The sequence below is a fragment of the Actinomadura meridiana genome, from assembly GCF_039537545.1.
Lineage (GTDB): Bacteria > Actinomycetota > Actinomycetes > Streptosporangiales > Streptosporangiaceae > Spirillospora > Spirillospora meridiana.
This window is the reverse complement of sequence record NZ_BAABAS010000004.1, coordinates 1050347-1063412: the sequence shown is the minus strand read 5'-3', so window position 1 is coordinate 1063412 and position 13066 is coordinate 1050347. Positions and strand designations below refer to the sequence as shown.

Annotated in this window: 12 protein-coding genes; 3 read left to right on the top strand and 9 right to left on the bottom strand. The window is 72.1% G+C overall.

Features of this window, described 5'->3' with window-relative positions; all coding sequences use genetic code 11:
• Positions 1–16 precede the first annotated feature (16 nt).
• Together ABD808_RS09075 and ABD808_RS09070 are read right to left on the bottom strand one after the other, a co-directional pair.
• Positions 17–1357, bottom strand: a complete 1341-nt coding sequence (locus ABD808_RS09075; RefSeq protein ID WP_344892738.1) for an amidohydrolase family protein — start codon at positions 1355–1357, stop codon at positions 17–19.
• Positions 1358–1368: 11 nt separating this feature from the next.
• Positions 1369–2940 carry an FAD-dependent oxidoreductase gene (locus ABD808_RS09070; protein WP_344892735.1) on the bottom strand — a complete coding sequence of 524 codons (1572 nt, stop codon included), beginning with the start codon at positions 2938–2940 and terminating at the stop codon, positions 1369–1371.
• Positions 2941–3184: 244 nt separating this feature from the next.
• On the opposite strand from ABD808_RS09070, the gene ABD808_RS09065 reads away from it, so the two are divergent.
• The 3 genes from ABD808_RS09065 to ABD808_RS09055 all read left to right on the top strand — a co-directional run bounded on the left by ABD808_RS09065 (position 3185) and on the right by ABD808_RS09055 (position 6069).
• The gene (locus ABD808_RS09065) at positions 3185–3991 is read left to right on the top strand and encodes an IclR family transcriptional regulator domain-containing protein (RefSeq protein WP_344892732.1); all 807 of its coding nucleotides are present in this window, start codon (positions 3185–3187) and stop codon (positions 3989–3991) included.
• A 75-nt stretch (positions 3992–4066) separates the two neighbouring features.
• Positions 4067–4960, top strand: coding sequence for an intradiol ring-cleavage dioxygenase (locus ABD808_RS09060; RefSeq protein WP_344892729.1), 894 nt, complete (start codon positions 4067–4069; stop codon positions 4958–4960).
• 2 nt (positions 4961–4962) lie between these two features.
• The gene (locus ABD808_RS09055; protein WP_344892726.1) at positions 4963–6069 is read left to right on the top strand and encodes a maleylacetate reductase; all 1107 of its coding nucleotides are present in this window, start codon (positions 4963–4965) and stop codon (positions 6067–6069) included.
• Between the two features lie 5 nt (positions 6070–6074).
• On the opposite strand, the gene ABD808_RS09050 is transcribed toward ABD808_RS09055, so the two are convergent.
• From ABD808_RS09050 to paaK, 7 genes are read right to left on the bottom strand one after another with little or no spacing between them, the layout of a single operon-like run.
• Entirely contained in the window at positions 6075–6860 is a 786-nt protein-coding gene (locus tag ABD808_RS09050) for an enoyl-CoA hydratase-related protein (protein ID WP_344892723.1), read from the bottom strand.
• 28 nt (positions 6861–6888) lie between these two features.
• Positions 6889–8298, bottom strand: a complete 1410-nt coding sequence (locus ABD808_RS09045) for an amidase family protein (RefSeq protein WP_344892720.1) — start codon at positions 8296–8298, stop codon at positions 6889–6891.
• Between the two features lie 11 nt (positions 8299–8309).
• Positions 8310–8948 (bottom strand): NADPH-dependent F420 reductase, encoded by a 639-nt coding sequence (locus ABD808_RS09040; protein WP_344892717.1) that lies wholly within the window; start codon positions 8946–8948, stop codon positions 8310–8312.
• Positions 8945–10021: an ABC transporter substrate-binding protein gene (locus tag ABD808_RS09035; RefSeq protein ID WP_344892714.1), complete on the bottom strand. Its 1077-nt coding sequence runs from the start codon at positions 10019–10021 to the stop codon at positions 8945–8947. The genes ABD808_RS09040 and ABD808_RS09035 overlap by 4 nt, the downstream gene beginning before the upstream one ends.
• Positions 10022–10041: 20 nt before the next feature.
• Positions 10042–10953 carry an ABC transporter permease gene (locus ABD808_RS09030; RefSeq protein WP_344892711.1) on the bottom strand — a complete coding sequence of 304 codons (912 nt, stop codon included), beginning with the start codon at positions 10951–10953 and terminating at the stop codon, positions 10042–10044.
• Positions 10954–10958: 5 nt separating this feature from the next.
• The gene (locus ABD808_RS09025; RefSeq protein WP_344892708.1) at positions 10959–11762 is read right to left on the bottom strand and encodes an ABC transporter ATP-binding protein; all 804 of its coding nucleotides are present in this window, start codon (positions 11760–11762) and stop codon (positions 10959–10961) included.
• Between the two features lie 21 nt (positions 11763–11783).
• The gene (paaK, locus tag ABD808_RS09020; protein ID WP_344892705.1) at positions 11784–13049 is read right to left on the bottom strand and encodes a phenylacetate--CoA ligase PaaK; all 1266 of its coding nucleotides are present in this window, start codon (positions 13047–13049) and stop codon (positions 11784–11786) included.
• Positions 13050–13066 lie beyond the last annotated feature (17 nt).

Genomic DNA, 13066 nt, shown 5'->3' with positions numbered 1-13066 from the left:
TGTGAATGGACGGATGTCAGCCGCCGAGCAGGCGGCGGTGGGAGGCGAGGGCCAGGTCCCGGGCGCGGTCGATCTCGCCGACGAGCGCGCCGGCCCGCTTGCGGACGACCCCGTCCACCAAGACGGTGTCGACGTTGCCGGGATGCGCGGAGCACACCAGCGCGGCCACCGGATCGGTGACGGGGAACAGGTTGGGGGCGGTCGCGCGGACCAGGACGACGTCGGCCCGCTTCCCGACGCTCAGGCTCCCGACCCGGTCGCCGAGCCCCAGCGTGTCGGCGCCGCCCTGGGTGGCCATCGCGAAGACCTCGGCGACGGTGAACGGGTCGAGCTTGCCCGCGAAGCGGGTGCGCCCATCGGCGAGCTGGCTGCGGTGGGCCGCGAGACCCGCCCGCATCTGCGTGAACAGGTCGGCGGCCCCGGCGGTCTCGGTGTCGGTGCTCAGCCCGGCCGTGATCCCGAACGCCCGCACGCGGTCGATCGGGGTGTGGCCGATGCCGGGCAGCGCCTGCTCGTGCTGCGGGGCGAGCGCGATCGACGCGCCGTGGTCGGCGATCATCGCGAACTCGTCGTCGCTGGACTCGCTGCAATGCACGAACGTCAGGTCGGGACCGAGCAGCCCGGCGTTCCCGAGCTGCGCGATGGCGGCCATCGCGCCGTACTCGGTGCCGCATCCCATGTGGATGGACGTGCGGATGCCCAGGTCACGGGCCATCGCGAGGTCGGCGCGGGTCGCGTCCATGGTCGCCAGCTCCGGGCCGCGCCCGGCCAGGTGCAGGGTGACGAGCGCGTCGTCGTCCGGCAGCAGCTCGCGGCGGACGCGGCGCACGTCGGCGGTGTGCGGACGGTCGCTGCCCATGATCCACGCCGGGAGGTCGACGAGCGGCCAGCCGTGCCCGAACACCGCGCGGATCCCGCTGTCGCGCAGCGCGGCGATCGCCTGGTCGCCGTGCTCGGGCGAGTTCTGCACGTGCGACCAGTCCATCAGCGTGGTCGTGCCCGCGTCGAGGGCGGACAGGGCGCCGAGCAGGTTCCCGGCGTATACGTCCTCGGGACGGTAGAGCGCCCCGAGCCTGCCGAACATCTCCCCGAAGTACGTCATCAGGTCGAGTTCGGCGCACCGGTGCCGGACGGCGGACTGCCAGGTGTGCTTGTGCGCGTCGACCAGCCCCGGGATGACGATCATGTCGCGGGCGTCGATCACCTCGGCGCCGTCGCCGGACAGGCCGGGCCCCACCCCGGCGATGACGCCGTCCTCGATCAGGACGTCGCAGCCGGTGCGCGTGCCGAGGGCCGGGTCGCCGGTGACGACCCAGCCGTTCTCGATCAGGATGCGCCGTGGCGCGTGGTCGGTCATGGTCACTCCGCTCATGCCAGTTCGGGCTGTTTGTGGGCGGAGTCCGCGCCGGTGCCCTGGGCCGGTACCGTCGCGTCCTGCCGCGTCGCGGCCCGGTAGGCGGCCGCGACCTCCTCGCCGGTGGGTCGCTCGTCCCAGGCGCGCGCCACGTAGGCGTCGGGACGGACCAGCACCGCCGTGGCGCCCGCGAACCGCCGCGCCAGCGCGTCGGCGGGGGCCGTCACGGCGGTGATCATCTCGGGCAGCAGCTCGGGAAGCGCCCGCGGGCCCTCCGGTCCCGGCGCCTCGACCAGCACGAACCCGGCGTCCTTGGCGACCTGCGTGTAGGTCGCCGCCACCGGCGACTCGACGGGGAGGTCGCCCACGCGGGTGCCGTCGGCGGCGTGCGGGTCGCCGTCGCGGTGGTAGGACGTCCCGAATCCGCTGAGCCGGTCGCACAGGACGGCGTTGACCTCGGGGATCGGCACCAGTTCCCGCTCGACGAAGTCCTTGAGGGCCAGCCCGGACGGGGAGAAGTCGAAGTGCAGGCCGCATTGCGCGGCGACGTCGTCCATCAGCGCGGTCAGCACCGGGTGGCGCTCGTCGTGGTAGGTGTCGAGCAGCGCGTCGGGGGCGCGTCCGGTCGTGACCCAGCCGAGCTTCCAGCCGAGGTTGAAGGCGTCCTGGATGCAGTAGTTCATCCCGATGCCGCTGGCTGGGTAGTGCACCCGGGTCGCCTCCCCGACCAGCAGCACCCGGCCGCGCCGGAACTCGGGGACCATGCGGTGCGCGTCGCCGTACCGCGACAGCCATTTCGCCGACGTGATCCCGAAGTCGTTCCCGAAGATCAGCCGCAGCGACTCGCGGACCTCGTCCATCGTGACCGGCTCGTGTTTGGGAACGTTCCGGCGCCGCTCGGCGACGATGATGAACCGGGTCGTGCCCTGGCCGAACGGGTAGGACAGCACCCAGCCGTGCTCGTTGCGTTTCATCTGCATGGACGCCTTCCAGGGGAAGGTCAGGTCGGCGTCCACGGCCACGGCGGTCATGCTCGTCGCGTGCCCCTCGAACGGGATGCCGGTCACCTCGCGGACGAGGCTGCGCGCGCCGTCCGCGCCCACCAGGTAGGGCGCGGTGAACTCGACCTCGTCGCCCGCCGCGTCGCGGACGGAGACCGTGACCCCGTCCGGCGTCTCGGAGTGGCCGAGGTAGGTGAACCCGCGCCGCAGGTCGGCGCCCTGCTCCACCGCCCACTCCGCGAGCAGGTGCTCGGTCGTCATCTGCGGCAGGATCAGCGCGTACGGGAACGTGCTGTCGAGCAGGTCGTACCGCAGCCCGATCAGCCCGGCGTAGATGTAGCGCGGCACCTCGAAGTCGGGCCGCCACCGCCGCGCCGCCGCGCGGAACCGGTCCATGAGGCCGCGGACGTCGAACAGCTCCAGCACGCGCGGCTGGATCACTCCGGCCCGCGAATGGGTGTCCTCCGTGCGGCGCTCCACCACGACGACGCGGGCACCGGCGCGCGCGGCCTCGGCCGCGACGGTCAGCCCGGCGGGGCCGCCGCCGACGACGACGAGATCGACGGACGTGGCGCTGTTCGACATATGCTGCCTCCACTGAGTGACCGTTGTGCGGCTACTTGACCGGTGGACGGTCATTGCCGCCGCGTGTCAGCAGCATGGGACGCGCGTTCCCGCGTGTCAAGTGTCATGTTCATTGAGTGCACCACCCTCTTGTCCTGCGTAGACAGGCCGGAGAGACTCCGCTGCACATTGACGGTCACTTGACCGGAGAACGGCCGCATCCCGTACGCTTGCCGGGGAGAGGCGTCCGAGGAAAGGGAGCGACATGCCGCGCGAAGACACCGGCCCGGACTTCATCGAGGCCCTGGCCCGCGGTCTCGACGTGCTCAGATGCTTCGGCACGCATCCCGTGCCGATGTCCCTGACCGAGATCGCGACCGCGACCGGGCTGGCCCGGCCGACCGCCCGCCGCATCGTGCTCACGCTCGAACACCTCGGCTACGTACGGACGGGGCCGGACGGCGTCGTCCTCACCCCGCGCGTGCTGGAGCTGGGCGTGGCCTACACCTTGTCGACCGGCCTGTGGGACGTCGCGCTGCCCCACCTGCGCGACCTCGTCGAGAAGACCGGGCAGGCCGCGTCCGTCGCCGAGCTGGACGGCTCCGACATCATCTACGTCGCCCGCGTCGAGGTGCCCAAGGTGGTCGCGGTCAACGTCAAGGTCGGCATGCGGCTCCCGGCCGCGAGCACCGCGCTCGGCAAGGTCCTGCTGGCGTCCCTGGACGCCGAGGCCCTGCGCGCCGCGCTGGGGACGCCACCCCGGTCCCCAGTGAGGGCGCACCGGACCAAGCCGGACGGCGAGGTCGATGCCGAGCTGCGGGAGGTGCGCGCTCGCGGCTGGGCGTCCACCGAAGGGGAGGTCGCGCCCGGGATCCGCTCGGTCGCCGCGCCACTGCGCGACGGCGACGGCCGGACGCTCGCGGCGGTCAACGTCACCGCGATCGCCGCCGAGGTCGGCCGCGACGAGCTGATCGACGAGCTGCTGCCACTACTGCTCCAGACGACGGGCGCCATCGGCCGCGACTACGAACTGATCCACGCCGCCCCCCAGCGAGCCGTCCCCCACCCCTGACCACCGTCCTCCAGCCCCCGCCCACCACCGATCAATCGACGAGCTTCGCTCGACCCATTCCCACGGGAGATGATCATGACCGATGCCGCCGAGCTGTTCAGCGAGGAGCGGTCGGCCGAGGTGGTCGCGGCCAGTTTCGCCGCGACCCCGGACCCCCGGCTGCGCCGCGTCCTGACCTCCCTCGTCCGGCACCTGCACGACTTCGTCAAGGACGTCGAGCTGACGGAGGCGGAATGGGCGGCGGCGATCGACTTCCTCACCGCGACCGGGAAGATGTGCACCGACACCCGGCAGGAGTTCATCCTGCTGTCCGACGTCCTCGGCGCGTCGATGCTGGTCGAGACGATCAACAACCGGGCGGTCGGCGGGCTCACCGAGTCCACGGTGGAGGGGCCGTTCCACATGGTCGCGTCCCCGCCCCGCGACCTCGGCGCCGACATCGCCGAGGACGGCAAGGGCGCCCCGTGCCTGGTCACCGGCAGCGTGACCGGCTCGGACGGCGCGCCGGTGGCGAACGCGACGATCGACGTGTGGCAGGCCAACGACGAGGGCTACTACGACGTGCAGCAGCCCGGCGTTCAGCCCCCGCTGAACCTGCGCGGGCTGTTCACCGCCGACGCCGACGGGACGTTCTGGTTCCGCACCATCGTCCCCCGCTACTACCCGATCCCGCAGGACGGCCCGGTCGGACGGCTGCTGACCGCGACCGCCCGGCACCCGAACCGTCCCGCGCACATCCACTTCGAGGTGTCCGCCCCCGGGTACCGGACCGTGACCACCCACCTGTTCGTCGCCGGGACCCCGTACATCGACTCCGACGCCGTGTTCGGCGTCAAGCCCAGCCTCGTGCGCGAGTTCCCCGAGGTCGACGACCCGGGCCGCGCGGCGGAGGTCGGCCTGCCCAACCCGTTCCGCACGGTGAACTTCGACGTCGTCCTCCGTCCCGACACGGTCGACCGGGAAGCGTGACCATGACCCAGACCTCCTTCTCCTACGACGCCCTCCCGATGCGGGTGCGGTTCGGCGCCGGTTCGGTCGCCTCGCTGCCGGACGAGATCACCCGGCTCGGGGCGCGCCGCGCCCTGGTGCTCTGCTCGCCCGAGCAGCACGCGACCGGGGAGGCCGTGTCCGCCACGCTCGGCGAGCGGTCCGCCGGGGTGCTCGCCGAGGCGCGCATGCACGTCCCGGTCGAGGTGGCCCGGCGCGCCCGCGCCCGCGCCGCCGAGGTCGGCGCCGACTGCTGCGTGGCCGTCGGCGGGGGATCGGCCATCGGGCTGGGCAAGGCCATCGCGCTGGAGCACGGGCTGCCGGTCGTCGCCGTCCCAACCACCTACGCGGGCTCGGAGATGACCACCGTCTGGGGCCTCACCGAGAACGGCCGCAAACGCACCGGCAAGGACCCCCGGGTGCTGCCCGCGAGCGTCCTCTACGACCCGGACCTCACCCTGGGCCTCCCGGTCGCCATGTCCGTGACCAGCGGATTCAACGCCGTCGCGCACGCGGTCGAGGCGCTCTACGCGCCCGACCGCTCGCCGGTCATCTCGCTGATGGCCGAGGAGGGCGTCCGCGCGATGGCCGGGGCGCTCCCGGCCGTCGTCGCGGACGGCGGGGACCCCGACGCCCGCGCGCGGGCGCTGTACGGGTCGTGGCTGTGCGGCGCCTGCCTCGGCGCGACGACCATGTCCCTGCACCACAAGCTGTGCCACGCGCTCGGCGGGACGCTCGACCTCCCGCACGCCGCCACCCACACCGTCGTGCTGCCGCACGCGCTCGCGTTCAACCAGCCCGCCGCCCCCGAGGCGACCGAGGCCCTGACACGAGCGCTGAACACGGGGTCACGAGCGCTGAACACGGGGTCCCGCGTCCTGGACGCGGCCGACCCCGCCCGCCGCCTCTGGGACCTCGCGGGCACCCTGGACGCGCCACGCTCCCTACGCGACCTCGGCATGGCCGAAAGCGACATCGAGCCGATCGCCGACCAGGCGGTGAGCGCCCCGTACGCCAACCCCGCGCCCGTCACCCGCGACGGCGTGACGCGCCTGCTCCGCGCCGCCTGGAACGGCGAGCCGCCGGGCTGACCGTCTCACCGGCCCGTGTACACCGGCTCGCGCCCCTCCTTCTGCGCGGCGAGACGTTCCGCGAAGTCGGCCGTGCCCAGCAGCCAGTACAGCGTCGGAACCAGGTCGGCGAAGACCTGCTGGGCCTGGGCGTCCCGGGCGCGGCGGCCGAGGTCGAGTGTCGCGCGGACCGCGAGCGGCGGGTGCGCGGCGATGGCCTCCGCGAGCCGCACGGCCCGTGTCAACTGCTCCCCGTCCGGCACGACCTCCTGGACGAGCCCGAGCCGGAGGGCCTCGTCGGCGTCCCAGCTCTCGCCGGTGAGGAGCCAGCGCATCGCGTTGCCCCAGCCCGCCTCGGCCACCATCCGCTGCGCCCCGCCGCCCGCCGGGGTGCTGCCCCGGCTGACCTCACCCTGCCCGAACCGCGTGCCCGCCGCCGCGACCCGGATGTCGGCGGCGAGCATCAACTCGTGCGCCATGGCGCCCACAGTTCCCTGAACGGCGACGACGAGAGGTTTCGACAAGCGGGTGGTCGTCCCGAACGGGTTGATCCGGCCGGGCCCGTCCGTGCTGAACGTGTGGGCTTTCAGGACGGGCAGGAAACTCGCGGGGTCGAGTCCCACGGAGAAGTCGGGGCCCTCCGCGTACAGGACGACGGCGACGGCCTCCCCGTCGTTGTCGGCCCGGTGGTAGGCGGCGGCGAGCGCGTCCAGGGTGGGCGGGTCGATGGCGTTGGACGTCCCCGGCCGGTGCAGCCGGATCAGCGCCAGCTTCCCCTCGCGCTCGTAGAACACCGTTTCTTTCTCGTTCATCGTGCGGTCTCAGCTCCTGGTGGTGGGTTCAGAGGGACGGGCGCGGCAGCGGCGGCAGCGCGTCCTCGACGGCCTGCCCGATCGCCAGCAGCCGGGCGTCGCCGGAGTCGGGCCCGACCAGTTCGAGACCGATCGGCAGCCCGTCGCCGGACATCCCCGACGGGATCGACAGGCACGGAAGCCCGGCGGTGCTCGGGGCGTCGGTGTTGCGGATGTAGGTCGTGAAGCCGTCGACCGCGACGCCGTTCAGGTCGACGGTCCGGTCGACCCCGGGGGTCCGGTGCGGCCGTGCGGGCAGCGGCGTCGTCGGCACGACCACCGCGCTCACGTCATGGTCGGCGAAGTACCGCGCGTAGGCGGCGCGCAGCGCGGGCCGGTGGACGGTGAGCGCCTCCCGGTAGGCGGCGGCCGAGAACAGATCCTGATCCACGAGCGATTCGAGGGTCTCCCGAACCTGCGGAATCGCGACCTGACCCACCAGTTCGCGCAACGCCACCGGCGCGTCATGCTGATAGAGGTAGGCCGACAGTTCTCGTCCCGCCTCATAAAGGACGATGACGAAACTGGCCGCCTCATTGAGCCGCACCAGATCGGGAATGTCGCGTTCGATTAGCACGGCACCCCGCGCGGCCAACGCCGACAACGCCGTCTCCGTCGCGGTGGCGACGTTGGGGTCCAGGTCGTCGTAGAAGAACCCGCGCGGCACCCCCAGCCGCAACCCCGCCAGCTCAACGGAGGCGTCGGGGTCGGCCCCCGCAGGCGCGCACACGGCGTCGACGAACCGCACATCGGCCACCGACCGCGCCAGCGGGCCGGGCGTGTCCCGCGTACTGGAGATCGGAATGACCCCGCGCCCGTCATAACGCCCATGCGTCGGCCGGAACCCGACACACCCGCACAACGCCGCCGGGATACGGCACGACCCACCGGTGTCGGCACCGATGGCCACCGGCACCAGCCCGGCGGCGACACCGGCGGCGGTGCCCCCGCTGCTGCCACCCGGAATGTGGTCGGTGCCGTAGGGGTTGCGGACAGTTCCGAACGCGGGGTTGTTGCCGGTCATCCCGAACGACAACTCACCCAGGGCCTGCTTGCCCATCAGCGTGCCGCCCGCGTCCCGCAACGTCCGGGCGATCGGCGCGTCGTGTCCGGGCCGCCAGTGCCGCAGTGCCGGGGTGGCCGCCGTGGTGGGCAGGTCGGCGGTGTCGATGATGTCCTTCAACGCGAACGGCAACCCGTGCAGCGGCCCAGGACGGTCGCCGCCCCCGGCCAGCGACCGCCGGACGAGGTCGGGCTCGTGGCTGATGTAGGTGTTCAGCCGCGACAGCCGCTCCGTCCGTTCGATGAGCGCCTCGACGTACTCGTCGAGCTTGAGCGTCCCCTCGCGCAGCCGCCGCGCGGCCTCCACCGCCGACAGCCAGTGCAGTTCCTCGGCCATCGTGTCCGGCCTCAGCGGGCGACGGTCAGGGCGAACGGGATCATCCCGTGGTTGCGGAAGATCGACGGCACGATCAGCATGATCGCCTCCGGCGCCCGCGCGGTGGCGACGCCGCCGAGGTCCTCGACCTGGTCGGCGGGCCAGCCGAGGTCGCCCAGCAGTTCCCGGACCGTCGCCTTCGCGTCCGCGTCGTCGCCGGACAGGAACGCGGTCGGGGTCGACTTGAGGCTGTTCGGGTCGACCATGACGGTGAAGACCATGGTGTTGAGCGTCTTGACGACCCGGGTGTCCGGCAGGGCCTCCTGGAGGTGCTCGGCAAGGCTGCTTCCGGGGTAGACCAGGCCGCCCGGCATCCCGTCCGGCCCGTGTTCGGTGGCGTTGGCGACGTCCACGAGGATCTTCCCGGCCAGGGCGTCGCGCAGGGCACCGAGCCGGACGACGGAGCTGTCGCCGGGCGTCGCGTTCACGACGACCTGGGCGGACGCGATGGCGGCGGCGGGCTCCGCGACCGCGACCGGCTTGCCGTCCCAGGCGGCCGAGGCGGCGGCGACGTCCCTGCTGCCGAGGGTGACCGCGTGGCCGGCCGCGGCGAACGCGGCGGCCAGCGCGCCGCCGACACGTCCGGACCCGAGGATGGCGATGTTCGTCACGATGTGCTCCCTTGTTTGGTCAGCCATGCGTCGGCCTTGGCGAGTGCCGCCTGATGGTCGAAATCGTTGATCTTCTGGAGGAGGTCGGGGACGAGGAACTCGTCGAGGTTCACCGAGCCGTCGATCACCCCGGACTCGCGGAGGAGTTTCTGCGCGTTGTTCCAGCGTTCCGGCTTGATCTCGCCGAAGTTCCGTCCGTCGAACGGGGTGAGGGTCTTGGACAGGGCGGCGAGCAGTCCCCGGGACTGGTCGGCGTCCTCCCACTGTTCCGGCGCGACCTGCCGCGTGGCGGCCTCCGCCGCCTTCGGGCGTTGCAGGCCGACGTACGTGCCCATCGCGAGCGCCCGGAAGAACCTCACCAGCACGTCGTTCTTCTTCAGCGTGCCCGCCCGCACGACGTAACCGCCGACCGGGATGGCTTCGAGGCCCTTTGGCGTGATGTCCCTGACCGGCAGGCCCGCCTCGTCGAAGGCGAAGAAGTCGTTGAGCGTCCCGGCGTAGGCGACGATCCGGCCGGACTCCAGCGTCTGCGCGACCGACGCGCCGCCCGGCCCGACCATCGTCGTCTTGACGTCGTCGATGCTCAGGCCGGCCTTCTTCAGCGCGGCGGTGAGGTAGGCGCGGTCCTGGTCGGGTGAGGCCAGGCCGATGTTCTTGCCCTTGAGGTCGTTGACCGTGGTGATGGGGCTCTTCTCCGGGACGACGAGCCCGATGAGGAAGCCGTTGCCGCCGGTCCGCTCGTCGTAGGCCATGCGCAGGTCGTCCGACTTGAGCGCGGCCGAGATCGCGTCGGTGGCGGAGACGAGGCCGATGTCGGCCTTGCCGCCCTGCACCAGCCCGGCGATCGGGATGTTGTCGGTCACCGGCGCGAGCTTCACCGTGATGCCCTGGTCCTTGAAGAACCCGAGCTTGTCGGCGAGGACCTCGTTGAAGGTGAACAGCGAGTTGGGCGCCGGGGTGGCGAGCTTGAGCGTGCCGTCCGCGCCGTCCGACGTCTTGCCCGCGCTGCCGCACGCGGACGCCCCCATGGCCAGCAGCGGCGCCAGCAGCGCGGCCGCGACCAGTCGTGTCAAGGGTCTTGATGATCTTGTTCTCATGGCACCCGCTCCTCAGCGGCCGATGGGTTCGGGGACGGTGAGGCGGGGGTGTTCTCAGGGCGTTGGGTCTTGGCGAGGCGTCGTTGGACGCTCTTCTCGCGGCTCCTGGTCTTGGCCGCCAGGCGGGAGGCGTGCCGCCAGAAGACGACGGTGCGGTCCGCGAAGCCGATGGCGCCGTACAGGAGCAGGCCCATGGCGGTGAGGACGAGGACCACGGCGAAGGCGTCGTCCTGGTTCAGCTGGGAGCTGTACCGCTGGACGAGGAAGCCGAGCCCCTTCTGCGAGGACACGATCTCGGCGACGACCGCGCCCGCGAGCGCCAGCGTCAGCCCGATCCGCAGCCCAGCGAAGATCATCGGCGCGGCGGTGGGCAGCAGCAGGCTCAGGAACGTCCGCTTCTTGCCGACGCGCAGCGAGCGGAACAGCTCCTCGGTGTCGGGGTCGGGGGCGAGCAGGCCCGTCAGCGCGTTCACGAAGATCGGAAAGAACGCGATCATCCCGGCGATGACGATCTTCGAGGTGTAGCCGAAGCCGAACGCGGAGATCAGGATCGGCGCGATCGACAGCATCGGGAGCACCTGCAACGTCACCGCGTACGGGTAGATCATCTGCCGGACCGGCCGGGACGATCCGGCAGCGAGGGCCGCGCCGATCCCGAGCACCGCGGCGGCGGAGAAGCCCGCGAGCGTCTCGTAGAAGGTGGCGAGGAAGTGCTTCCAGACGATCCCGGTGGAGAACAGGTCGTAGGTCGCGACGACGACGTCCCAGGGGCGCGGCAGGATGAGGTCGCTGACCCAGCCCTGGGTGTTCGCCAGGTCCCAGACGACGATGATGACGGCGAACAGGGCCGCCGGGGCGACGATCCGGCCGCGTCCCGACGTCCGCGCGGTCTTCCGCTGACGGGTCACCGCGCTCATCTCCCCTCGGTCTGGAGGTGGAGCCCGTCGCGCACCTCGCGGGCGAGTTCCTGGAACCGCGTCGTATAGGCCATCTCGGGGGAGCGGGGCCGGGGCAGCGACACCGTCACCTCTGCCGCGACCGTGCCGGGCCGGGGCGCCATCACGACGATCCGGTCGGACAGCAGGACGGCCTCGGCGATGCTGTGCGTGATGAAGATCGTGGCCGACGCCGTCCGCTCGTGGATCTTCAGCAGTTCGAGGTTGAGGAGCTCCCTGGTCAGCTCGTCGACCGCGCCGAACGGCTCGTCCAGCAGCCGGACGCGGGCGCCCGTCATCATCAGCCGGGCCAGCGCGACCCGCTGCCGCATGCCGCCGGACAGCTGCTCGGGGAAGTGGTGCTCGAACCCTTCGAGGTTGAAGAGGGCGAGCAGCCGCATGGCCTCGCGCAGGTCGTCGTCGCTCACCCTGCGGTGCACGCGGACGGGCAGCAGGACGTTCTCCAGCGACGTCTTCCACGCCAGCAGCGCGGGCCGCTGGAACATCATGCCGACGTCCCGCCGGGGCGCCGTGACCGTCTTCCCGTGGACCTCGACCGAGCCGCCGGTGCACGGCGTCAACCCGGCGATGATGCGCAGCAGCGTCGACTTCCCGCAGCCGCTCGACCCGACGATCGACACGAACTCCTCGGGGCCCACGGAAAGGTCGAGGTCCTTGATCGCGTCGACGCCGCCGTCGAACCGCTTGCCGACGCCGCGCAGCCCGACGGCGACGCCGGTGTGGGGCCGTGCCGATCCGTTCCGGTCAGGTTTCGTGCTCACTGTCCCCTCCTCTCGCGAACCTCAGCGCCGTGGACGTTCGTCGACGACGCGCCGCACCTTCCCGGCGGAGCGCTCGATGCCGCCGGGCGCGACGATCTCGACGTCGACGCTGACCCCGATCGTGTTCTTGATCCGCGCCCTGACCTGGAGCGCCGCCTCGTCCGCCGCCGGGGCGGCGACGGTCTCGCGCCGTTCCACCCGGACCGTCAGGCCGTCGAGCGCGCCCCGCCGCGTCAGCACGCACTGGAAGTGCGGCGCCAGTTCCGCCGTGCCGAGCAGCAGTTCCTCGATCTGGGTGGGGAACAGGTTCACCCCGCGCAGAATGATCATGTCGTCGGTACGGCCGGAGATCCGCGCGATCCGCCGGGTCGGCCCGGCCGTCCCCGGCAGCAGCCGGGTCAGGTCGCGGGTGCGGTACCGCAGCACCGGTATCGCCTGCCTGGTCAGCGTCGTGAGGACCAGCTCGCCGTGCTCGCCGTCCGGCAGCACCTCGCCGGTCACCGGGTCGACGATCTCGGGGTAGAAATGGTCCTCCCACAGGTGCGGGCCGTCCTTGGTCTCGGCGTGCTCCTGCGCCACCCCCGGGCCGACGATCTCCGACAGGCCGTAGATGTCGACCGCGTCGATGGCGAGGCGTTCCTCGACCTCCCGCCGCAGCTCCTCCGTCCACGGCTCGGCTCCGCAGATCGCGACGCGCAGGGACGTCGAGCGCGGGTCGACGCCCTGCCGCTCCATCTCCTCGGCCAGCGCGAGCAGGTACGACGGCGTGACCGTGATGATGTCCGGCCGCAGATCCTGGATCAGCCTGACCTGCCGTTCGGTCATCCCGCCGGACGCCGGGATCACGGTGCAGCCGAGCCGTTCGGCACCCGCGTGCAGGCCGAGGCCGCCGGTGAACAGGCCGTAGCCGTAGGCGTTGTGCAGCCGGTCGCCGGGCCGTCCGCCCGCCGCGCGGATGCTGCGGGCGACGACGTCCGCCCACATGCCCAGGTCGTCGCGCGTGTACCCGACGATCGTGGGCCGCCCGGTGGTGCCCGAGGAGGCGTGGATGCGCGCCACCTGGTCGGACGGGACGGCGAACATGCCGTACGGGTAGTTCGCGCGCAGGTCGTCCTTCGTGGTGAACGGCAGCGCGGACAGGTCGGAGAGGTCCCGGATGTGGTCCGGGTGCGTCCCGGCGTCGTCCAGAGCCTTGCGGTAGTGGGGGACGTTCTCGTAGGCGTGCCGCACCGTCCAGCGCAGCCGGTCGAGCTGCACGGCGCGGAGCTCGTCCACGCTCCCCGTCATCGGAACCGCCGTCGGAA